General features: G+C 71.7%; 21 protein-coding genes and 1 tRNA gene. 14 read left to right on the forward strand and 8 right to left on the reverse strand.

Going from position 1 to position 22,114, the window contains the following annotated elements:
* The first annotated feature begins 12 nt into the window (after positions 1-12).
* From dut to HGN31_RS04620, 3 genes are all read left to right on the forward strand, one after another.
* The gene (gene dut / locus HGN31_RS04610; RefSeq protein ID WP_168782472.1) at positions 13-492 is read left to right on the forward strand and encodes a dUTP diphosphatase; all 480 of its coding nucleotides are present in this window, start codon (positions 13-15) and stop codon (positions 490-492) included.
* Positions 489-1,658: a HesA/MoeB/ThiF family protein gene (locus HGN31_RS04615; protein ID WP_168782473.1), complete on the forward strand. Its 1,170-nt coding sequence runs from the start codon at positions 489-491 to the stop codon at positions 1,656-1,658. Before dut ends, HGN31_RS04615 begins: the two co-directional genes overlap by 4 nt.
* A gap of 220 nt (positions 1,659-1,878) precedes the next feature.
* Positions 1,879-2,319, forward strand: a complete 441-nt coding sequence (locus tag HGN31_RS04620) for a hypothetical protein (protein WP_168782474.1) — start codon at positions 1,879-1,881, stop codon at positions 2,317-2,319.
* A 107-nt stretch (positions 2,320-2,426) separates the two neighbouring features.
* Here HGN31_RS04620 and HGN31_RS04625 read toward each other — a convergent pair whose 3' ends face one another.
* Complete coding sequence (locus HGN31_RS04625) at positions 2,427-3,071, reverse strand: SH3 domain-containing protein (RefSeq protein ID WP_425325333.1); 645 nt, start codon at positions 3,069-3,071, stop codon at positions 2,427-2,429.
* 286 nt (positions 3,072-3,357) lie between these two features.
* Here HGN31_RS04625 and HGN31_RS04630 point away from each other — a divergent pair, with 286 nt between their 5' ends.
* Positions 3,358-4,359, forward strand: coding sequence for a 2-hydroxyacid dehydrogenase (locus HGN31_RS04630; RefSeq protein WP_036704831.1), 1,002 nt, complete (start codon positions 3,358-3,360; stop codon positions 4,357-4,359).
* 66 nt (positions 4,360-4,425) lie between these two features.
* Here HGN31_RS04630 and rlmH read toward each other — a convergent pair whose 3' ends face one another.
* Positions 4,426-4,899 (reverse strand): 23S rRNA (pseudouridine(1915)-N(3))-methyltransferase RlmH, encoded by a 474-nt coding sequence (gene rlmH / locus HGN31_RS04635; RefSeq protein ID WP_168783807.1) that lies wholly within the window; start codon positions 4,897-4,899, stop codon positions 4,426-4,428.
* A gap of 46 nt (positions 4,900-4,945) precedes the next feature.
* Positions 4,946-5,329, reverse strand: a complete 384-nt coding sequence (gene rsfS / locus HGN31_RS04640; RefSeq protein ID WP_231555409.1) for a ribosome silencing factor — start codon at positions 5,327-5,329, stop codon at positions 4,946-4,948.
* 442 nt (positions 5,330-5,771) lie between these two features.
* On the opposite strand from rsfS, the gene leuC reads away from it, so the two are divergent.
* The 4 genes from leuC (at position 5,772) to HGN31_RS04660 (ending at position 10,073) form a co-directional block, all read left to right on the forward strand.
* Positions 5,772-7,220 carry a 3-isopropylmalate dehydratase large subunit gene (leuC, locus tag HGN31_RS04645; RefSeq protein ID WP_168782475.1) on the forward strand — a complete coding sequence of 483 codons (1,449 nt, stop codon included), beginning with the start codon at positions 5,772-5,774 and terminating at the stop codon, positions 7,218-7,220.
* Positions 7,221-7,330: 110 nt separating this feature from the next.
* Positions 7,331-7,936, forward strand: a complete 606-nt coding sequence (gene leuD / locus HGN31_RS04650) for a 3-isopropylmalate dehydratase small subunit (protein ID WP_036735874.1) — start codon at positions 7,331-7,333, stop codon at positions 7,934-7,936.
* A 53-nt stretch (positions 7,937-7,989) separates the two neighbouring features.
* Complete coding sequence (locus tag HGN31_RS04655; protein ID WP_168782476.1) at positions 7,990-9,138, forward strand: endonuclease/exonuclease/phosphatase family protein; 1,149 nt, start codon at positions 7,990-7,992, stop codon at positions 9,136-9,138.
* Complete coding sequence (locus HGN31_RS04660) at positions 9,135-10,073, forward strand: DUF2270 domain-containing protein (protein WP_244961137.1); 939 nt, start codon at positions 9,135-9,137, stop codon at positions 10,071-10,073. Before HGN31_RS04655 ends, HGN31_RS04660 begins: the two co-directional genes overlap by 4 nt.
* A gap of 23 nt (positions 10,074-10,096) precedes the next feature.
* Here the strand turns inward: HGN31_RS04660 and HGN31_RS04665 are convergent, their stop codons facing one another.
* The gene (locus tag HGN31_RS04665) at positions 10,097-10,492 is read right to left on the reverse strand and encodes a hypothetical protein (protein WP_168782477.1); all 396 of its coding nucleotides are present in this window, start codon (positions 10,490-10,492) and stop codon (positions 10,097-10,099) included.
* A 239-nt stretch (positions 10,493-10,731) separates the two neighbouring features.
* Here HGN31_RS04665 and leuB point away from each other — a divergent pair, with 239 nt between their 5' ends.
* Positions 10,732-11,877: a 3-isopropylmalate dehydrogenase gene (leuB, locus tag HGN31_RS04670; RefSeq protein ID WP_168782478.1), complete on the forward strand. Its 1,146-nt coding sequence runs from the start codon at positions 10,732-10,734 to the stop codon at positions 11,875-11,877.
* 280 nt (positions 11,878-12,157) lie between these two features.
* A tRNA-Pro gene (locus HGN31_RS04675) sits at positions 12,158-12,234 on the forward strand.
* Positions 12,235-12,359: 125 nt separating this feature from the next.
* Here HGN31_RS04675 and HGN31_RS04680 read toward each other — a convergent pair.
* The 4 genes from HGN31_RS04680 to HGN31_RS04695 all read right to left on the reverse strand — a co-directional run bounded on the left by HGN31_RS04680 (position 12,360) and on the right by HGN31_RS04695 (position 16,132).
* Complete coding sequence (locus tag HGN31_RS04680) at positions 12,360-13,643, reverse strand: TRAP transporter large permease (protein ID WP_074826494.1); 1,284 nt, start codon at positions 13,641-13,643, stop codon at positions 12,360-12,362.
* A 1-nt stretch (position 13,644) separates the two neighbouring features.
* Positions 13,645-14,241, reverse strand: a complete 597-nt coding sequence (locus tag HGN31_RS04685) for a TRAP transporter small permease subunit (protein ID WP_036730803.1) — start codon at positions 14,239-14,241, stop codon at positions 13,645-13,647.
* Positions 14,242-14,306: 65 nt separating this feature from the next.
* Positions 14,307-15,344 carry a TRAP transporter substrate-binding protein gene (locus HGN31_RS04690; RefSeq protein ID WP_168782479.1) on the reverse strand — a complete coding sequence of 346 codons (1,038 nt, stop codon included), beginning with the start codon at positions 15,342-15,344 and terminating at the stop codon, positions 14,307-14,309.
* Positions 15,345-15,409: 65 nt separating this feature from the next.
* Positions 15,410-16,132, reverse strand: a complete 723-nt coding sequence (locus tag HGN31_RS04695) for an isochorismatase family protein (protein ID WP_036701607.1) — start codon at positions 16,130-16,132, stop codon at positions 15,410-15,412.
* 232 nt (positions 16,133-16,364) lie between these two features.
* Here HGN31_RS04695 and HGN31_RS04700 point away from each other — a divergent pair, with 232 nt between their 5' ends.
* From HGN31_RS04700 to HGN31_RS04715, 4 genes are all read left to right on the forward strand, one after another.
* The gene (locus HGN31_RS04700) at positions 16,365-17,279 is read left to right on the forward strand and encodes a LysR family transcriptional regulator (protein WP_036701610.1); all 915 of its coding nucleotides are present in this window, start codon (positions 16,365-16,367) and stop codon (positions 17,277-17,279) included.
* Between the two features lie 153 nt (positions 17,280-17,432).
* On the forward strand, positions 17,433-20,240 hold the full coding sequence (locus tag HGN31_RS04705) for a xanthine dehydrogenase family protein molybdopterin-binding subunit (RefSeq protein ID WP_168782480.1): 2,808 nt from the start codon (positions 17,433-17,435) through the stop codon (positions 20,238-20,240).
* A complete protein-coding gene (locus HGN31_RS04710; RefSeq protein ID WP_168782481.1) occupies positions 20,240-20,806 on the forward strand; it encodes a (2Fe-2S)-binding protein in 567 nt (188 codons plus the stop codon). The genes HGN31_RS04705 and HGN31_RS04710 overlap by 1 nt, the downstream gene beginning before the upstream one ends.
* Positions 20,806-22,101, forward strand: coding sequence for a cytochrome c (locus HGN31_RS04715; protein WP_168782482.1), 1,296 nt, complete (start codon positions 20,806-20,808; stop codon positions 22,099-22,101). The genes HGN31_RS04710 and HGN31_RS04715 overlap by 1 nt, the downstream gene beginning before the upstream one ends.
* The last annotated feature ends 13 nt before the right edge of the window (positions 22,102-22,114 follow it).

Consider the following 22,114-nt stretch of genomic DNA (forward strand, 5'->3'; position numbering starts at 1 on the left):
AAGGAGAGGCCGATGAGTTTCGCCACCACCCCGCGGGTCGAGATCCGGGTGCTCGATGCGCGCCTGCGCGACTGGGGCCTGCCCGACTGGCAGACGACGGGCGCCGCGGCGCTCGACCTGCGGGCCTGCCTCGACGCCCCGGTCGAGATCGCCGCGGGGGCGGCGGCGGTGCTGATCCCGACCGGGATCGCGCTGCACATGGCAGACCCGCATCTGGCCGCGCTGATCCTGCCGCGCTCGGGGCTCGGGCACGGCAAGGGGCTGGTGATGGGCAATGCCGTCGGGCTGATCGACGCCGACTATACACACGAGATCATGGTCAGCGCCTGGAACCGCAACCCTCCCGGCGCGCCGCCGATCCCGATCGCGCCGGGCGAGCGGATCGCGCAGATGCTGTTCGTCCCCGTCGTCCGCCCGGTGCTGGCCGAGGTCGAGGCGTTCTCGGCTTCGACGGGGCGGCAGGGCGGCTTCGGCTCGACGGGGGCCACATGATCTGGGTCGTCGCAGGCGCGATCGGTGCCGGGCTGGTCGGCTGGCGCTGGGGGCTGCGCGGGCTGATCGCGGCGGTGGCGGCGGTCTGGCTGGCCGGGATGGTCTGGCTGGGGCTGCGGGGCGCGCCCGGCCCCGAGGGCCTCGCCCGCTTCGCCTGGTGGACCGTGGCGGGGGCGGCGCTGCTGCTCGGGTTGGGCTACGCGGCGCTGCTGCGGCTGTTGCGCGGGCGCGCCGGGGCGACGGTCGAGGCAAGGCCGGGGACGACCACCGCCGCGCCGCGCGCCGGGGTCGAGGCGGCCCCCTCCCCGCCCCTTCCGCAGGCGAGCGCCGCGGCCACGCCGCCCGACGATCCGCACGGGCCGCTGACCGACCCGGAACTCGACCGCTACGCCCGCCACATCGTCCTGCGCGAGCTGGGCGGCGCGGGGCAGCGGCGGCTGCGGGCGGCGCGGGTGCTGGTCGTGGGGGCGGGCGGGCTGGGGGCGCCGGTGCTTCTGTACCTCGCCGCGGCCGGGGTCGGGCGGATCACGGTGGCCGACGACGACGACGTGGGGCTGTCGAACCTGCAGCGGCAGGTGATCTTCACCACCGACGACCTCGGCGCCCCGAAGGCCGAGGCCGCCGCCGCGGCGCTGGCTCGGCTGAACCCGCACGTCGCCGTCACGCCGCTGCTGCGCCGCATCACCGCCGATGACAGCGCGCTGGTCGCCGGGCATGACCTCGTGCTCGACGGCACTGACAGCTTCGCCAGCCGGCAGGCCGTCAACGCCGCCTGCGTCGCGGCGGGCGTGCCGCTGATCGCCGGCGCCATCGCCCAGTGGGAGGGGCAGGTCGCCCTCTACGATCCCGCCCGCGGCGGCCCCTGCCTCGCCTGCCTCTTCCCCGAGGCGCCCGCCCCGGGCCTCGCCCCGTCCTGCGCCGAGGCCGGCGTCGTCGGGGCGCTGCCGGGCGTGGTGGGCAGCCTCATGGCGCTCGAGGCGGTCAAGCTGATCGCGGGGATCGGCGTCGCGGGCTCGCCGGGGGCGGCCAGCGGGGCGGGGCTGCGCGGGCAGATGGTGCTGTTTGACGGGCTGTGGGGTGACACCCGCCGGCTCGGAATCGCGGCCCGGCCGGGCTGCCGGGTGTGTGGCGGCCGCGGGGCCGTCGGGCCCGGCGCCAGCGCCTGAGCCACAGCCGATCACGGGCGCGTGATCATCCGTGATCTCGGCGGATGAAGCGACCGCAGCGGCCCGGCCACACCTTCCGCGCGACGCGTGGCGCGACGTTGCGACGGGCTTGCAGGTTTCTGCGCAGGTCAACGATATTTCGGGAACGAAACCGGATGCTTGGCGCGTTGTGACCTCAGCGCCCCGTCGCATTTCATTTTCAAGAGGGAGTAACCTGAAAATGACCTATCTGAAGCCCGCCCTGGCCCTGGTGGCCGCCTTGTCGCTGTCGGCCTGTCTGCCCGGCCAGACCACGACCACCGTCACCACCCCCGGTGCCGAGCCCGTCGTCGTCGTGGACGGCCCGGCGGTCGCCCCGGCTGCCCCGACCGCGACCTCGGGCGCCATCAACGCCCCGGACTCGCTCGACGGGACCTGGAACCTCGTCGCCTCGCAGTGCAACGACCCGGCGTCGAAGGGCCGCCTGACGATCCAGGGCCGGAACTTCACCTTCCCGGCCGCGAACTGCACCGCGACCTCGTCGAAGGTCGAGACGAACTTCACCAGCGTCTCGCTGGGCTGCTCGGGCGCCGCGAACCGCCAGCTGAACATCTCGCTGCGTCCCGGCGTGATGCGCGTGACCGAGGACACCACCACGCTGACCTACTACAAGTGCATGTAATAAGTGCATGTAATCTCGGCCTGATCGGCCGGGACGAGTGTCCTGACACGACGACGCCCCGAGGGTCATCCTCGGGGCGTTCGTCATTCTGGCGAGGCTGTTGCGCGTCAGTCGCGGGTCTCGGCCGCGTCCACGCCCCAGAGCGAGGTCTTGATCACCCACCCCTTCTCGCCGCCCCCCGAGACGCGGCACCAGTCGCGGTTGCACTCGTGCAGCCGGACGATGGCCCCGGCCTCGGCCCGTGCGATGACCGTGCCGTTGGTGTCGGGGCGGGCGCGCAGCTCGGCCATGTCGGTGGTGATGATCGCGGTCCGCACGCCTGAGAGCAGCGAGTAGTGCACCCAGCCGCCGGCGCCGTCCTGATCCTCGACCCGGCGCCAGTGGCCGAACTCGGCCACGACCCTCAGCGGCATCCCCGGATGGCGGAACACCCAGTCGATGCGGTGCGAGAGGCTGGGGCCGCGCCGGGCGTTGCCCTCGCCGCCCTTGAGGCTGACGTAGCGCGGCAGCGGCAGGTTCGTCACCGGCCCGCGGTGCGGGTCGCGGGGCGCGTCCTGATGGCGCGAGATCAGCGAATCCGCCGTGATGTCGGTGGGGTTGACGTCGATGGCCGCCGGGGCGCCCTCGCCCGCCCCCTCGGCCACGGCCGCCCCGTCGCCCGCCGCGCCCCCGTCGGCCACCGCCCCGGCCGAAAGCTTGCCGCCCTGCCCCGCGGGGGCGGACTTCGGCTGCGCCGCGGTGGCGCCCGGCATCCCGGTTTGGGAGGCCGCTTCGCCGGAGCCCGCCCCGACGACGGCCAGCGCCACCCCGCCCAGCAGCACCGCCGTTGCCGCGATGCGTCCCGCTCTGCGCCGCGCGAACGGTGCCGAAAAGAGTGCCCGTGCCATGAATTGCCTTCCTCGACTCGTCGCTGCATCCCGCCGCCGACGCGCGCCCTGCGTCACTGCGGCCGATGGGTGCTGTCCCTTCGGGGTCTTGTGCCGGCCCCGCCTTGCGGGCAGTTTGCCAAAGCTGGTTGGGCATTGAAAGAGAAGTCGCATGACGGACACCGCATCTCCTCGTGATCGGATCAAGGTGACGGTGACGCGGCGACTGCCGCAGCCCGTCGAGGCGCGGATGGCCGAGCTGTTCGACGTGCAGCTGCGCGACGTGGACGTGCGCATGACGCGCGAGGAACTCGCCGCCGCGATGCGCGACACCGACGTGCTGGTGCCGACCGTGACCGACCACATCGACGCCAACCTGCTGGCCGGGGCCGGCGAGCGGCTGCGGCTGATCGCGAACTACGGCGCCGGCGTCGATCACATCGACGTGGAGACGGCGCGCCGCCGCGGCATCCTCGTCTCGAACACCCCCGGCGCGGCGACCGAGGACACCGCCGACATGGCGATCGCGCTGATGCTGGCCGTGACCCGCCGCATTCCCGAAGGCCTGGCCGAGATGCAGGCCGGCCGCTGGGAGGGCTGGGCACCGACCTCGCATCTGGGCGGGCGGATCGGCGGGCGGCGTCTCGGCATCCTCGGGATGGGGCGGATCGGCCAGGCCATTGCCCGGCGCGCCAACGTCTTCGGGATGCAGGTCCATTACCACAACCGCCGCCGCCTGCGCCCCGAGGTCGAGGAGGACCTGAAGGCGACGTGGTGGGAGAGCCTCGACCAGATGCTTGCCCGTGTGGACATCCTGTCGATCAACGCGCCGCACACGCCCTCGACGTTCCACCTGCTGAACGCGCGGCGGCTGAAGCTGATGAAGCCCTCGGCAGTGATCGTGAACACCTCGCGCGGCGAGGTGATCGACGAGAACGCCCTGACCCGGATGCTGCGGGCGGGGGAGCTGGCGGGCGCCGGGCTCGACGTGTTCGAGCACGGGCACGAGATCAACCCGCGGCTGCGCGAGGCGCCGAACGTGGTGATGCTGCCGCACATGGGCTCGGCCACGGTCGAGGGGCGGCTTGAGATGGGCGAGAAGGTCATCATCAACATCAAGACCTTCGCCGATGGCCACCGGCCGCCGGATCTGGTGCTGCCGGGGATGCTGTAAGCGCCGGACCGGGGCGCTGCCCCGGACCCCGCGATATTTGGGCAAGAAAGAAGGCGCGCGCCGCGCTCAGGCCCGGTGGTAGGGGCCGCCGGCGAGGATGGTGGCCGCGCGGTAGAGCTGTTCGGCCAGCATCACCCGCACCAGCATGTGCGGCCAGACCATCGCCCCGAACGACAGCACCAGATCGGCCCGGTCCCGCAGCGCCGGGTCCAGCCCGTCGGCGCCGCCGATCAGGCACACCGCCTCGGGGCGGCCCTGATCGCGGAAGCGCGCCAGTGCAGCGGCGAAGTCGGGTGAGGAGATGAGGCGCCCGCGCTCGTCCAGCGCGATGAGCGCCGCGCCCTCGGGGATCTGGCGGGAGAGCAGCGCGGCCTCGGCCGCCTTGCCGCCGCCCTTGCGGTCCTCCACCTCGGCGATGGTCGCCGGGCCGAGGCCCAGCACCCGTCCCGTCTGGGTGAAGCGGGTGAGGTAGTCGTCGATGAGCGCCGCCTCGGGCGTACGCGCGCCGAGGCGGCCGACCGCCGCGATCCGCAGGCGCATCATGGCGCGGCCACCCCGTCGGCTGTCAGCCCGCCCGGCCGGGCGGTCAGTTCGGCGCCCGGAACTCGGCCGCCTCGCGCCCCGCGTCCCGCGCGGCGTCGGCGCGCAGCGCGCCCAGCGCGTCGGCCGGCATCCACATCTTCTCGAGCTGGTAGAACTCGCGCACCTCGGGGCGGAAGATGTGAACGATCACGTCGTCGGTGTCGATCAGCACCCAGTCGCCGGTGTCCTTGCCCTCGATCCGGGCGATCAGGCCCAGGTCCTGCTTGAGCTTGTCGATCAGGTGCTCGGCGATGGCCGCGACCTGCCGGGCGTTGCGGCCCGAGGCGATCACCATGTGGTCCGCCATGGCCGAGCGACCGCGCAGGTCGATGGTGACGATGTCCTCGGCCTTGTCGTCTTCGAGCGAGGACAGGATGCGGTCGAGCAGCGATTCGCTCGGGCCCGCGGTGGTCGCGGTCGCCGGTTGCGGCGACGGGACGGTGGTGGACAGGGGACTTCCTCCGGTCAGCGCGCCGCAATGCCCCGGCGCCGGGATGGGACAAAGATAGCACGTTTCGCGCTCATCTCAACGCCCGGAGGGTGGAATCGCCGGAAACGGGCCATTGGACCCTGCGCTCGGCGCTTGAAGCCCGGCGCCGAGGTGCCTAATCTGCGTCCAGATGTTCCGGTATTTCGACATTCACGATCGCGTCCGCCTGCCCGGCCGCTTCTACGGCGTCAGCCGGACCGTCACCGCGCGACTTTGAGCCGGCGGCCACGGCCGCGCGCCCCGTTCGGGGGCCGCCGCCCCGCGCGCCGGACCGGTCCCCCCTCTCGCGGCCGGGTCCATCCCCCTGCTTCGCCCGCCATCCTTGATGAAAGTGACAGCCATGCCCGGCCAGACCCACGGCGCTGACGCCACCCCCGGTCCCCGTACGCTCTATGACAAGATCTTCGACGCCCATGTCGTCGATCGCCAGCCCGACGGCACCTGCCTGCTCTACATCGACCGCCATCTCGTCCACGAGGTGACGAGCCCGCAGGCCTTCGAGGGCCTGCGGATGAGCGGCCGCCGCGTGCGCCGCCCCGACCAGACCATCGCCGTGCCGGATCATAACGTGCCCACCACCCCCGACCGGGTGATGGGGATCGAGAACCCCGAGGGCCGCGTGCAGGTCGCCGAGCTGGACAAGAACGCCCGCGACTTCGGGCTGAACTACTATCCGATGAACGACGTCCGCCAGGGCATCGTCCACATCGTCGGCCCCGAGCAGGGCTGGACCCTGCCCGGCATGACCGTCGTCTGCGGCGACAGCCACACCGCCACCCACGGTGCGTTCGGCGCGCTCGCCCACGGGATCGGCACGTCCGAGGTCGAGCACGTGCTCGCCACCCAGACGCTGATCCAGAAGAAGTCGAAGAACATGAAGGTCGAGATCACCGGGCGTCTGCGTCCCGGCGTGACGGCCAAGGACATCACGCTCGCCGTGATCGGCAAGACCGGCACCGCCGGCGGCACCGGCTACGTGATCGAATACTGCGGCGAGGCGATCCGCGACCTGTCCATGGAAGGCCGCATGACGGTCTGCAACATGGCCATCGAGGGCGGCGCCCGCGCCGGGCTGATCGCGCCCGACGCCAAGACCTTCGAGTACGTCAGGGGCCGCCCCCACGCCCCCAAGGGTGCCGCGTGGGAAGCCGCGCTGGCCTGGTGGAAGACCCTTTCCAGCGACGAGGACGCGCACTGGGACAAGGTCATCACCATCCGCGCCGAGGACATCGAGCCGGTGGTGACCTGGGGCACCTCGCCCGAGGACGTGCTGCCGATCGGCGCGCGGGTCCCCGCGCCTGAGGATTTCGAGGGCGGCAAGGTCGAGGCGGCGCGCCGCTCGCTCGACTACATGGGGCTGACGCCGGGGATGGCGCTGACCGACATCAAGGTGGACGCGGTGTTCATCGGCTCGTGCACCAACGGCCGGATCGAGGATCTGCGCGCCGCCGCCGGCATCCTGCGCGGCCGGCACCTCGCCGAGGGCGTGCGCGGCATGGTGGTGCCCGGCTCGGGACTGGTGCGGATGCAGGCCGAGGAAGAGGGGCTCGACAAGGTCTTCACCGACGCGGGCTTCGAGTGGCGGCTCGCGGGATGCTCGATGTGCCTCGGAATGAACCCCGACCAGCTCGCGCCGGGCGAGCGCTGCGCCGCGACCTCGAACCGCAACTTCGAGGGCCGGATGGGCCGCGGCGGCCGCACCCACCTGATGTCGCCGGTGATGGCGGCCGCGGCGGGCATCGCCGGGCACCTGGTGGACGTCCGCGAGGTGATGGGCGTCGAGGCCTGAGGACCCGGGGGATGATCCATCCCCCGGCCTCTGCCGACGTCTCCGCAGCTTTCACGGCGCCCGGCCCCGCACCTGCAAAGCCGGCGCCCCGCCCCTGATCCGAGGAACCCATGACCCCCTTCACCACCCTGACCGGCATCGCGGCGCCCATGCCGCTGGTCAACATCGACACCGACATGATCATCCCCAAGCAGTTTCTGAAGACGATCCATCGCTCGGGGCTGGGCAAGAACCTGTTCGACGAGATGCGCTACACCGCGGACGGCTCCGAGAACCCCGACTTCGTGCTGAACAAGCCGGCCTGGCGCGAGGCGCAGATCATCGTCGCGGGCGACAACTTCGGCTGCGGCTCGTCACGCGAGCACGCGCCGTGGGCGCTGCTCGACTATGGCATCCGCTGCGTGATCTCGACCAGCTTCGCCGACATCTTCTACAACAACTGCTTCAAGAACGGCATCCTGCCGATCGTGCTGCCCGAGCCGGCGGTGGCGGCGCTGATGCGCGACGCCGAGAACGGGGCCAACGCGCGGCTGACCGTGGACCTCGAGGCGCAGACGGTGACCGGCGCGGACGGGACGGCCTATCCGTTCGAGATGGACCCGCACCGCAAGCACTGCCTGCTCAACGGGCTCGACGACATCGGCCTGACGATGGAGAAGGCCCCCGCGATCGACGCCTATGAGGCGCGGATCGCCCAGTCCCAGCCGTGGGTCTGAGGCGCGGCCTTGCAACACTCGCCGCGGCGGCGCTGGTCGCCGCGGGACCCCAGATGGGTCTGTCCGACCCCGGCGGTGCTGCGCCCGCGGCCGCAGAGCGGGCCGCTGCCCCGGACACCGGGGTAGTTTCGCCAGAAAGAACCCGGCCGCCCGGTTCGCCCGCACCGGCCGCGGGCGCTGAGGCCGGCGCGCTGCCCGCGCCCGCGCCCGGGACGCTGCGGATCGCCTCCTTCTCGCCCGAGCTGATCCGCAAGGGGCCGGGGCTGCTGCTCAAGGACATCACCGACGGCAAGGACGCGCAGTTCGCCGCGGTGGTTCAGGTGATCGCCGCCGCGCGGGCCGACGTGCTGCTGCTGACCGGGATCGACTGGGACCACGATGGGCTGGCCCTCGCGGCGCTGGCCGCGCGGCTCGAGGCCGCGGGGGCGCCCTATCCGCACCGCTACGCCAGCCAGCCCAACAGCGGCATGGCGACGGCGCTCGACCTCGACGGCGACGGGCGGACCGGCACGGCGGACGACGCGCAGGGCTTCGGGCTCTTCACCGGGCAGGGCGGCATGGCGGTGCTGTCGCGCCTGCCGCTGGGGCCGGTGACGGACCACTCAGGCGGGCTGTGGCGCGACCTGCCGGGCAACCTCATGCCCCCTGCCCCGCCAGAGGTGGCGGCGGTGCAGCGCCTCGCCTCGACCGCGCATTGGGAGGTGCCGGTCGAGACGCCGGGCGGGCCGCTGCGCCTGCTCGCCTGGTCGGCCACGCCGCCGGTGTTCGACGGCCCCGAGGATCGCAACGGACGGCGCAACCATGACGAGGCCGCGTTCTGGCTGACCCGCCTGCCGCCCGCCCGCTTCGTGCTGGTGGGCGACGCGAACCTCGACCCCGAGGACGGCGAGGGCCGGCCCGAGGCGCTGCGGGCGCTGATCGCCCGGGCGCAGGACCCGCGTCCGGCGAGCGCGGGCGGCGCGGCGGCGGCGCGGGACGGCGCCAACGCGGGGCAGCGCGGCGACCCGGCGCTCGACACCGCGGACTGGCCCGAGGCGGACGGGCCGGGTAACCTGCGGGTGGACCTGGTCCTGCCCTCGCGCGACCTGACCGTGCGCGCTTCGGGCGTGCTGTGGCCCGCGCCGGGCGTGCCGCTGGCCGAGGCGGTTGCCGCCGCCTCGCGCCACCGGCTGGTCTGGGTGGATGTGGAGGTTGCGCCATGACGTCTCGCCCGCCCGACGCCCCCCCGCCGACCGAGCGCCCGCCCGCAAGCGCGCCTTCCGGCGCCCCGTCCCGGCCCGATCCGGCCGAGGCGGTGATGCGCGAGGGGCCGGGGGCGCCGGTCGCCCCACCGGCCGAGCCGCCCGACCTTTCCGACTGCGCCCCCTCGGCCGCGCTGCCGCCCGATGAGCCGGCGCACCCGCCGCCCGCGGACGGCGCGGCCCACCCGCTCGACCAGAACCTGCCCGCGGCGTCTCCGGCGGTGGCCGTCGCCCCGCCGCTCGCCACCCGGCTGACCGAGTTCGACTCGGCGCAGCTCGGCGCCATCGCGCATCTCTACCGCGGCGAGGTCTATCGCTCGACGGTCTGGCGCACCCGCCTCGACAACACGACGAACTGGTCGATCGTGATGATGGGCGTGGCGCTGACCTCGACCTTCTCGAGCCCGTCGGCCTCGGCCCTGCCGCTCCTGGTAGTGGGGATGCTGCTGCTGGTGTTCCTCGTCTTCGAGGCGCGCCGCTACCGCTATTTCAACGTCTGGCGGGCGCGGGCGCGCTGGATCGAGAAGCACCTCTATGCGCCGATGCTGCGCGGCGATCACGTCGATCCCGGCTGGCGCGACGTGCTGGCGGCGGATTACGAGGAACCGGTCCACCACATCAGCATGGCGCAGGCGCTGGGGCGGCGGCTGAGGCGCAACTTCATCTGGATCCTCGCCATCCAGTCCACCGCCTACTGGGGCAAGATCGCCATCCACCCGTTCCCGGCGCAGGACATCCACGACCTGATCGGGCGGGCAGCGATCGGCCCGATCCCCGGGGTGGCCGTGCTGATCGCCGGGCTGCTCTACAACGGGATGTGGGTGGCGGTCGCGGTCTGGTCCTGGCGCGTGGACCACGCCAAGTGGGGCCCCGACGGCAGCCGCGGGATGGGCTGAGCGGCCGGGCCGCGGCCGCGGGCCTACTGGCTCGCCGCCGCGCCGCCCGCGCCCATGCCCTTGAGCCGCGCGACCAGCGGCGCGGCGGTCGGGCCGATCCGGTCGCAGGCCTGCGGGTCGTCCAGCAGCTTGAACGCCGGGCCATAGACCTGCTTGTCATAGGCCGCCGCATCCAGCCCGAGCTGCGCGGCCAGCTGATCGCCGGTCCCGGTGATCAGCGTCCAGTCCTCGTCGTCGAGCGCATAGGCCGGGCAGTTCGAGGTGATGACGTTCACCTGCGCGAGTTCCGACATCAGCGCCTTGGCCTCGGCCGCGGGCATCCCCGAGGTGTCGGGCAGCGGCACGCTGACCCCGCCATCGGCCAGCGCGGGCCCCGACATGAGCAGCATCGCGATCAGGGCGGTGTGCGTGGGTTTCATGGTCGGGTCTCCTTGGCTCGTGCCGGTCGTGCGGCGCGTGGCGGTCTGCGGCGTCCGGGGTCGCGGGCGCGTCGTCGGGGGTGATGGAACGGGCGGCGTGCCGCCCTCGTGGCGCCGCCATACCGACGCATGGGCCGGCGGACCGCAAGCCAAATGGCCGTGAACTTGACCCAGCGTCGGGGCACGGCTACGCGAGGTCCGACATCCGACACCCCCAATCCGCCAGCCCCGGAGGCCCCATGTCCCCCATCCCGTCCCCCAGCGCATCCCAGCCCTATTCCCTGCTCATCCTGCCCGGCGACGGCATCGGCCCCGAGGTCATGGCCGAGGTCCGCAAGGTCATCGACTGGTTCCAGGCCAACCGCGGGATGCGCTTCGAGGTGTCCGAGGATCTGGTCGGCGGCGCCGCCTATGACAAGCACGGCGTGCCGCTGGCCGACGCGACGATGGACAAGGCCCAGGCGGTCGATGCCGTGCTGCTGGGCGCCGTGGGCGGGCCGGCCTATGACAACCTCGATTTCTCGGTCAAGCCCGAGCGCGGCCTGTTGCGCCTGCGCAAGGAGATGGACCTGTTCGCCAACCTGCGCCCGGCCCAGTGCTTCGACGCGCTGGCCGACTTCAGCAGCCTCAAGCGCGAGATCGTCGCAGGTCTCGACATCCTGATCGTGCGCGAGCTGACCTCGGGCGTCTATTTCGGCGAGCCGCGCGGCATCCACGCCCATGACAACGCCGACAACGAGGGCGGCCGCGTCGGCATCAACACCCAGCGCTACACCAGCGGAGAGATCCGCCGCGTCGCCCGCGCCGCCTTCGAGTTGGCCCGCAAGCGCGCCAACCGGGTCTGCTCGATGGAGAAGGCCAACGTCATGGAATCGGGCATCCTCTGGCGCGAGGAGGTGCAGTGGGTCCACGACAACGAGTACCCGGACGTCGAGCTGACCCACATGTACGCCGACAACGGCGCCATGCAGCTGGTCCGCCGGCCGCAGCAGTTCGACGTGATCGTGACCGACAACCTGTTCGGCGACATCCTGTCGGACGCGGCGGCGATGCTGACCGGCAGCCTCGGGATGCTGCCCTCGGCGTCGCTCGGCGCGCCGATGGAGAACGGCCGGCCCAAGGCGATGTACGAGCCGGTGCACGGCTCGGCCCCCGACATCGCGGGCCAGGGCAAGGCCAACCCCATCGCCTGCATCCTGAGCTTCGCAATGGCGCTGCGCTATTCCTTCAACGAGGGCGCCGCCGCCGACGCGCTCGAGGCCGCGGTCGAGAAAGTGCTGGCCGATGGCGTGCGCACCGCCGACCTGATGGGCCTCGAGGGCGGCACCCCCGTCTCGACCGCCGAGATGGGCGACCGGATCGTAGCGGCGCTGGCAGCCGCCTGACGACGACGCACCCGCCCGGTGATTGCGCCGGGCGGGTTACCGCACGAGGGGGCCGCCCGGTCGTTCGGCCGGGTGGGTCAACATCGCGGGGGTGCCCGCCGGGTCGCCGGGCGGGTCAGCGTCTGAGGCTGCCACCTCAGCGCAGGGCCGCGCGGCCTCGGGTCACGACGCGCCTCCTCCGCCCCGCCGTCGCCGAACCCGGCACGGCGATTTTTCCCCGCCGTCGCGCCGCTAACCGCTTGCAATCCCCCCCGCCACCCGCTACCTGCCCCGTCACGGTCGGAGCGTAGCGCAGCCTGGTAGCGCACCTGCTTCGGGAGCAGGGGGTCGGAGGTTCGAATCCTCTCGCTCCGACCATTTTTCCCCGAATTCACCACCTCACCCGCGCTCGCCCTCACCCACACCGGCGAGGCTAAGCGCACCCGCCCAACGGCAAGCGGCGCCCGGAACCCGGGCGCCGCCGTTCGCCTCCTGTCAGCCGCTCAAGAGAACGTCTGCGGCAGCCACAACGCGATCTGCGGGAAGATCAGCAGCAGCGCGATCATCACCAGCATCGCCCCGATGAACGGAACCGCGCCGCGGATCACGTCGGACATCGACCCCTCGCCCCGCACGCTCTGGATCACGTAGAGGTTTACGCCGATCGGCGGCGTCACCAGCGCCGTCTCGAGCAGCAGCATCATCAGGATGCCGAACCACACCAAATCGTAGCCCAGCCCGGCGACGATCGGCGCCACCAGCGGCGTGGCGATGAGCAAGAGCGAGAACGCCTCCATCACGCAGCCGAGCACGAGGAAGCCCAGCACGATCACGATCATCGTCTGCATCGGCGACAGGCCCAGCCCCTCGATGGCGCCGGCGAGGTACTGCGTCAGCCCGATCACCGACAGCACGAAGTTGAGGAAGATCGCAGCCAGCACGATCATCATCACCATGCCGGTCGTCCGCATCGTGCTTTCCAGCGCGTGCAGAAGCATCTCGCGGTTCAGCCTGCGGTGCCAGGCGGCCAGCGCCAGCGCCGCGACCACGCCGAGCGAGGCAGCCTCGGTCGGCGTGGCAAGCCCGGCATAGATCGAGCCGACGACGACGAGGAAGATGCCCAGCGGCGGGATCAGGTCCGGCAGCGCGCGCAGCTTCTCGGACCAGGTCGAGGGGGTGCGGCGCCCGTCGAGGTCGGGCCGGATCCAGCAGGCCAGCACCACGGTCAGGCCGAACAGCCCCGCCAGCATCAACCCGGGCACGAAACCGGCCAGATAGAGCTTGGGCACCGAGGTGTTGGTCAGCAGCCCGTAGACGATCATGTTGATCGAGGGCGGGATCAGGATGCCAAGCGTGCCCCCCGCCGCCAGCGTCCCCATGAACAGCGACTCGTTGTAGCCGTCGCGCTTCGCCTCGGGGATGGCGACTGTCCCGACCGTGGCGGCCGTGGCGATCGACGAGCCCGAGGTGGCCGCGAAAAGCGTGCAGGCCCCGATGTTCGAGTGCATCAGCCCGCCGGGCAGCCACCCCATCCACAGCGCCAGCGCCCGGTACATCCGCGCCGCGATCCCGGCGCGCAAGAGCAGCTCGCCCATCAGGATGAACAGCGGCACCGCGATGAGGATGAAGTCGATGCTGTTCGTCCACAGGATGTCGCCCATCGCGAGGTGCAGCGGCATGGGCGAGTAGATCGCGCCCAGCGTCACCGCCAGCAGCGCCAGCACGGCGGCAATCGGGATCGCCAGCGCGATCAGTCCGAAGAGAAGACCGGTCGTCGTCAGCAGCATGTCAGTGCGCCTCCGTCTGCATCAGCGGCAGCAGGTCGCCGGTCTCGCCCGCAACCTCCTCGTCCTGGGTCATGGCTCCGGCCATCTTCTGCACTGCCGCGAGGTCGCCCCGCGCCAGCGCCCGCACCACCGCGGCGATCATCAGCAGAACCGTCGCGGCAAAGGCCAGCCAGCCGGCGTACCACAGCAGCTGCGGCACGATCAGCGGCGTCTGCAGCGGGGTGATCGCGCGCGAGCCGTTGGTCCAGGTGATCCCCACGGTCGCCCCCGCCCGCCACACCACGAGCAGCGCAAAGGCCCCAAGCGCCAGAAGCGCCACGAGGTCGAGCCCGGCGCGCAGCCGCGGGGTCAGCCGCCCGTAGAGGGCGTCGATCCGCACGTTCGAGCGGCTGAGGACGGTGTAGGGCAGCGCCATGGCCGTCGCGATCGCGAACAGGTAGCCGGAAATCTCGTCCGAGCCCCCGATCGTGACGCCGAACAGCCGGCGCGTCAGCACATCCGCGCTGACCATCAGCGCGGCAAACAGGATCATCGCGCCACCCAGTCGCACGCCCAGCAGGGCCATGCGGTCCGCGCGGAAGATCAGGCGATCCAGCATCGTTCACTCCTGTCCTTGGTGCGGGCGCGACCCCTCGGGGGGGCGGCGCGCCCCGGGCTTGAGGTTCAGTTGGCGGGGACGCTCAGCCGGGCAGCCTTGCCGGCCGTCTCGCAGGCCGCACCGCAGCGTTCGCCCCAGCGCTTGAGCACGAAGTCGTTGAGGATGCGGGTGCGCTCGGCCGCATCGGCCTCGGTCGGCGGGTGCCGCTCGGCCTTGCCGGGCTCGCCGAAGGGGCAGTCGCCGGTGCCGGTCAGGCAGGCGATCCCCTGCGCCTCCTGCTGGGCCGCAAGCTCCCACCCGCGGTTCTCGAAGGCGGCGAGCTCCTTCTTCATCTCGGCCTGCGTGTCGGCGTCGAGGCTGTCCCAGAGCCGCTGGTTGACCGCCGTGAAGGTGATCGAATAGCCGATCGGCAGCGGGAAGACGTGGTTGATGACCTCGTGCCAGCTGGCCTTGTAGGCCGAGACCGGGTCCGTCACCGCGCAGTCCGCAACCCCGCGCTCGAGCGCCGGGACGACCTCGGCGAAGGGCAGCGTGACCACGGTCCCGCCGGCGCCCTCGATGAAGTCGCCCAGCGTGGCCGAGTGCACGCGCACCTTGCGGCCCTTGAGGTCGGCGAGGCTGGTGATCGGGTCGCGGCAATAGATCATCGACGCGGCCCACGGGTGCAGCGACAGGATTGTCGCGCCGTAGGTCTTGCGGAACGTCTCGTCCATGATCGGGCGATAGGCGTCGGTCACGGCGCGCATCGTCGCGAAGTCCTGCGCGATCGAGGACAGGTCCATGCCCTCGATGGCCGGGTTCTCGGCCGCGACATAGCTGCCCAGCCCGTGCGCGACCTCGAACACGCCCTGGTTCAGCAGTCGCATCACCTCGGTGCCCTTGAGCCCGGCCTCGGTGATCGGGATCGCGCTGGCCGTCAGCTTGCCCCCGGTCGCCTCGGGCAGGGTCTTGTCCCAGAAGGGCTTTTCGAGATCCTGCCACGAGGCGAGGTTGCCCCATGTGCCGATCACCTTGAACTGGTGCGCGGCCATCTCGGCCGCCGCGGGGCCCGCGGCCAGCAGCGCCGTGGCGAACAGTGCGGCGGCGGCCCGGGTCGTCTGCATCGTTGTCATCCTGTTACCCCCTGTTGCGAAAAGGGCCGCGGTTGGTTCCGCGGCCCTGCCAGTTTTCACTCTGCCGCGATCTTCCGATCGGCCAGACTGTCGATGTAGGCGACGCATTCGTCCACCGTCTTCACGTCCCCGAACTTCGCGTCGATGTCGAAGAGGTTCCACGCCACCGCCCCCGGCACCCGGTCGCCGATCGCCTCCTTCACCGCGATGGTGCGGAAGCCGTCGGCGATGCCGTCGCAGATCGTCTGGCGCACGCAGGCGCAGGCCGTGACGCCGGTCACGAGGATCGTGTCCACCCCGTTCGCGCGCAGGATCCCGGCCAACTCGGTCCCATGGAAGGACGAGGCGCGCTTCTTCAGCAGCGTGTATTCGCCCGGCACCGGGGCGATGCGGGAATCGATCGCCCACAGCTCGGTGTCGGCCAGGTCCACGACATCCACCGGGATCTTGTTGTGCCAAAGCCCCATGTCGGTGAACGGGGCGTTGCGGTCGGTGATCTCGTAGGCGGTGGTCACGTGGACGACCGGCAGGTTCTGGGCGCGGAACGCCTTGAGCAGCTTCTGCATCCCCGGGATGATCTCGTTGTCCATCTTCTCCTGATCGCAGGTGAAGGGGTTGCCGGGGCGGGTCCAGGCGTTGGCCAGATCGACGCTGACCAGCGCCGGGCGGTTGCCGAAGCCCACGCGGCGCTGGAAGCCGCGTTCCTGGTAAAGCCGGCTCGCGGCGTCGAAGGCCTGCTGCAGCAGCCGGTCGAGTTCCTTGGTGTCCACTTCGCTCATGTCGGGTCTCCTCTCGGGTCGTCTGGCCGGGACGGGCCAGGGAACGGGTCTTGGGGTTGCGAGGGCCGGCATCCGGGCCAGCGCGCGTCGCCCGTCCTCAGGTATGAGCCCGCGTCCGGCGGCTGGTGAATTGCAGATTGGGCGTTTATTATTGCACGAAATGCATCAGCGTTTTCGGGCGGGCACCGTGGCGCCCGATCAGGCCGCAGCGGAACGGGACGGAACCGCCTAAATGAGTGGCACCACACCCGGAATCGACCTCGTGGAGTCGTTCCTCGTCGTCGCCGAGCAGCTCAATTTCCGCCGCAGTGCCGAGCGGCTGAACCTCGATCAGTCGGCCCTGACCCGCCGGATCCAGCGGCTTGAGCATCAGCTTGGCTTCCGCCTGCTCGAGCGCTCGACGCGCGAGGTGGTGCTGACCCCGGCCGGGCGGTCCTTCTACCACGACAACGCCCATCTGATGAGCCGCTACCACGCCACGGTCGAGACCGCGCGCCGGGTGGCCGAGGGCAAGGCCGGGGCGTTGCGGGTCGCCTATATGGCCTTCGCCGCGACCGAGCTGATGCCGCGCACGGTGGCGCGGTTCCGCGACGACCTGCCCCATGTCGAGGTGCAGTTGCAGTACATCCGCACCCAGGGCCAGAAGCTGGCGCTCGCCCGCGGCGAGATCGACCTCGGCTTCATGATCGGCCCCTTCGACCATCCCGAGTTCGATTCGACGCTGCTCGCCACCGAGGCGCTCTATGCCGTGACCCCGCTGGGGCATCCGCTGCTCGAGAAGCCGGCCCTCGCCCCCGAGGACCTGCGCGACGCGCCCCTGATCCTCGGCGACGCGCGCGAGTGGGCCGAGTTCCGCTGGCGGTTGAGCGACCTCTTCAACGCCGAGGGGGTGGCGCTGCGCCCGGCGCTCGAGGCGTCGAACACGCTGGCGCTGGTCGGGCTGGTGGCGGCGGGGCTGGGGCTGACGATCTTTCCCGAAAGCCTGCTCGGGTTTTTGGGCCGGCACGTCGATGCCCGCCCGATCGCCCACCCGTCCTTTCGCAGCCAGACGATCCTCGTGTGGCGGCGCCGGCACCAGCCGCCGCTCGTCCGGCGGTTCATCGCCGCCGCGCAGGCGATTGCCCCCGCAGGCGCGACGGCGCCCTGACGGTTCCCCCGGTCGCGGCAATCGGCGTCGATCCCGGCCTGCCGGGTTGCCCGACGGCCGAACCCGTGCAACCCTGAGTTTACACCGTCGCGGCCGGCGCGGACGATGCGCCCGCCTCCCCCGCTGCGGCGAAGCGAATGGAGGAGCCGCGCCATGCCGAGATTCGATCTGACCCGGCGGCAGTTGCTCGCCTCGGCGGCGGCGCTGGGGATGGTGGCGATGGTGCGGCCGCTCGACCAGGCGCGGGCGGCGATGATGCCCTCGCCGGTCGGGCAGGACACCGGCTGGTTCCGCGACGGCAAGCTGCGCTATCGCCGCGACGGGATGGCGAAGGTCACGGGGTCCAAGGTCTTTGCCCTCGACCTGCGGGCGCGCGACCTCGATGGCTGGCCCGACCAGCAGTCGCACGCGCTGCTCATCATGATCCCCCGCGCCGATGCGGTGTTCGAGGGGCTGGACCTCTCGGTGCTGGGCGACGGGCTGCAACCCGACGTGCTGGTCGATCACGCCCGCCTCAGCGCCGACGGCGTCACGATGTCCGACCCCGAGTTCTACGGCGAGCTGATGCTCGCCCCCGGTCAGGTCTCGCCGATGCTGGGCCAGCCGGTGGCGATGGGGATCTGGCACGATTACGAACGCTTCCGCGCGGCGCAGAAGCTGCTTCGCTTCAACCCGGCGATCTTCCGCTTCGGGGCGGCCGGTGCGCCGCCGGCGCGGCCGTCCTATGGCGCGGCGCAGTTCGTGCGGATCGGCGGCGACGACCCCCGCGGCCCCGACCGCTTCTCGCCGTTCGAGAACGGCACGATCTGGCCCGACCTGACGCCCGAGGGCGTCGTCTGGCCCGGCCCCGACCACGCGGCCTTCGGCGAGGCCCGCCGCCTGTCGGCCGAGCTGCGCGCCCGCACCACCGCGCCGCCGCAGGGCTGGCACGTCATCTCGCGCCACTTCAGCAGCCAGAGCGTCGAGCCGGCGGCGATGGAGATGGAGAACGGCCTCGCCTGGCACGACACCGCCAACGGCACGCTTCACGTGATCGGCGCCACCCAGTCGCCCTATACCGCCGCCGGGCACATCCTGCACATGCTCGACCGCAGCAGCTTCCAGGTCGGCACGCTGGATTTCGTGACGGGCTACACGGTCGGCTACGGCCAGAAAGAGCACCACTCGTTCCCCAACTACGTCGCCGTGGCCGGGCTCTACGCCGAGGGACGGCCGGTGCGGCTGGCGCTCGACCGCTGGCAGCACTTCCAGTTCGCGCTCAAGCGCCACCCGTTCGAGACCGACCTGACCATCGCCTGCGACGCCGAGGGGCGGTTCCAGACCTTCATCTGCGACATGGTGGGCGACGGCGGCGGGGTGCAGAACTTCAGCCCCTCGGTGGGCACCGTCGCGGTGACCGCGGCGCAGTCGGCCTATTACTTCCCGACCAGCGACCTGTCGGCCGACGTCCGGGCGACGATCAACGTCACCGCGGGGTCGATGCGCGGCTATGGCACCGTGCAGTCGATGGCCGCGACCGAGATGCTGGTCGACGAACTCGCCGCCGAGACCGGGCGCGACGCCATCGCGCTGCGCCGGCTCAACGTCCTCAAGTCGGGGATGAAGAACACCCAGGGGCTGGTCCCCGCCGGGCACCTGCGGATGGACGAGCTTCTCGCCCTGGCCGAGCAGGAGCCGCTGTGGATCGAGCGGGCCGAGCGCAAGGCGCGGTTCGAGGCCGAGAACCCGGGGATGCTCTACGGCGTGGGCTTCGCCTCGTCGCAGAAGAACTTCGGCACCGGCGCCGAGGCGGCGATCGTGCAGCTCGAGATCACGCCCGAGGGGCGCACCCGGATGCGCCACATCGCGTCCGAGATCGGCGCCGGTGCCACCACCTCGCAGATGCTGGTGGTCCAGCCGCAGCTCGGCCGGCCGGTGGACGAGGTCGAGTTCTCGGTCCAGCACTGGCCGCAGATGCCGGTCCACACCGAGGACAACCCCTACGAAATCTCGCAGGACGAGGAGGACGCCCTCGCCCGCGACCCGACCTGGGTGCCGCGGATCACCTCGCCGCGCTCGGCGTCGAACTCGGCCTATTACTTCACCCATGCGACCCAGCAGGCGGCGCAGATGCTGCTGCGGCTAGGTCTGTGGCCGGCGGCGCTCTCGATCTGGTCCGAGGGCGCGGGCGGCGGCCAGACCGGCCCTGAGCCGGTGGCGCTGGCCGAGGCGCGCTGGACCGGCGGGATGCTGACCGCCCGCTCGCTCGAACCGCTCAGCCATGCGCGGCTGGCCGAGCGGGCGCACCGCGACGGGCTGGTGACCGGCGTCTGCATCCACACCTTCAACCGGTGGAGCTGGGCCGAGGCCGATTTCGACGTCGAGGGCGAGCTGGTCAGCGCCCCCATCGACGCGCTGTCGGTGCAATGGGGCCAGGGCGCCAGCGCCGAGCGCCGGGCGCGGATGACGGCGGGCGGCTATGCCTTCATCCCGCGCAGCGCGGTGCGCTATCCGCCGGTGGCGCGCAACGACGGGGGGCCGGTCTATTACGCCCCCTGCGCCACGCTGCTCGACCTCAGCGTGGCTCGCGGCACGGGCGAGGTGCGGCTGCTGTCGCACAAGACCTGGCTCGAATGCGGCACGCAGATCGTCCCCGAGCTCGTCTCGGGCCAGCTACAGGGAGGCGTCGCCATGGGCATCGGCCATGCGCTTTACGAAGAGCTGCCGCTCGGCCCCGACGGCCCCGGCAACGGCACCTGGGGGTGGAGCCGCTACCGCGTGCCCCGCGCGGCCGAGGTCGCCGTCTGGACCCAGACCGGCCACGTCCTGCCGCCGCTCTCTGAGTTCGACCCGCCCAAGGGCATGGCCGAGGTCACGATGATCCCGGTCGTCGCGGCCTGCGCCAACGCCATCTCCCACGCGACGGGCCACCGCTTCTACCGCACGCCGGTCACCGCCGAGCGCATCCGGGCGGTGCTGTGATGGCCGAGCGCATCTCTTTCTCGGCGACGATCAACGGGCAGGCGGTGGGGCCGCTCGACATCCCCGCCGACCTCATGCTGACCGAGCTGCTGCACGAATACCTCAACCTGACCGGCACCCGCGCCGCCTGCGGGCAGGGCGTGTGCCGGGCCTGCACGGTGATCTTCGACGACGCGGCGGGCGGCGCGCGGACGGCTCCCGCCTGCGTCACCGGCGCGGCCTGGGCCAACGGCCGCACCCTGCGCACGATCGAGGGAATCGCCGGCCGCGACCCCGAGGGGCGCGTGGTCCCCTCGGCCATCCAGCAGGCCTATCTCGATCATTTCTCGTTCCAGTGCAGCTTCTGCACCCCCGGCTTCGTCATGGCCGCGACCGCGCTGATCGAGGAACTCGGCCGGGCGCCGATCCCGCGCGCCCAGCTCGAGGACCGGATCGTCGCGGCGCTGAACGAGAACATCTGCCGCTGCACCGGCTACATCCGCTATCTCGAGGCGGTGCGTGCGGTGATCCTCGCCACCCCCGGCCTCGTCATCGACGTGGTCGCCACGGACGCGAGGCAGGGCTGATGGTCCGGGTCCTGCGCATAATCGCCGCCGTCGTCTTCCTCGGCCTCGTCGCCGCGGTGTTCCTGTTCTGGCTCGGCCACGGGGCGGGGAAGATCCCGCCGGCCTCGGTGGACTTCGCCCGGCTGGACGACACCCAGCGGCAGGCGCTGGTCGAGCGCGGCGCCCGCGTTGCCCGCGCGGGTGACTGCGTGGCCTGCCACCTCGACCCCTCGGGCGTCTCGGAGCTCGGCGGCGGGTATCCGATGATGACCCCGGTCGGGACCATCTACGGCACCAACATCACGCCCTCGCGCGACCACGGCATCGGGACGTGGAACGCCGATGACCTCTACCGCGCCGTCGCCTGGGGTGTGGCACCCGGCAACCGCAACCTCTACCCGGCGATGCCCTATGCCAGCTACCACCAGATCAGCCGCGAGGATTCCGACGCGCTCTATGCCTGGCTGATGGCCCAGCCGCCGGTCGAGACGCCCGACCGGACGCCGGACCTGATGTTCCCCTTCAACCTGCGCCCGGCGGTCAGTTTCTGGAACGCCCTGTTCCGTCCGACCGCGCGCCCCTATGCGCCGGTCGCCGGGGCCGCGACCTATACGGTGGACGGCCACTATCTCGTCAACGTGCTGGGCCATTGCGGCGAGTGTCACACGCCCCGCAACCTCGCCTTTGCCATGACCGACGACCACCTGGCCGGCTTCACGCTCGAAGGGGCCTATGCCCCCGACCTGCGGCCGCAGACGCTGGCCGCGAAGGGCTGGACGGACGGCGACCTCAAGGCGTTCCTCGGGCAGGGACTGTCGGCGCAGGGCGTGCCGACGCTGACGATGTATCCGGTGCTGCGCCACTCGACCCGCCACCTCGCCCCCGAGGAGCTGGCAGTCATCAGCGCCTATCTGATGCAGGGCGCGGCGGGTCAGGGCCCCGGTCCGCGGCCGCGGCAGGTCGATCCGCCGGCCGCGGGGCGGACGCTCTACCTCGGCCTCTGCGCCGGGTGTCACGGGGCGCAGGGCGAGGGGCAGCCGGCCTCGTCGGTCCGGCTGGACAGCAACACCACCGCGATGTTCGCCGACCCGATCAACCTCGTGCGGGTGATCGACCAGGGGATCGTCGAGCGTCCGCTCGCCGAGGGGCTGCGGATGCAGAAGATGCCCGCCTACCGCGACTGGCTGACCGACGCGCAGATGGCCGACCTGGTGAACTACATGCGGCAGCAATGGGGCGGCCACACGGAAACCCTGACCGCGGCGGACATCGCCGGGATCAAGGAGCGCTACGCGCCGTATCTGAGCAAGCACTGAGGCGCGGCGGGCG

The organism is Paracoccus sanguinis, from assembly GCF_012689545.1.
Taxonomy (GTDB): domain Bacteria; phylum Pseudomonadota; class Alphaproteobacteria; order Rhodobacterales; family Rhodobacteraceae; genus Paracoccus; species Paracoccus panacisoli.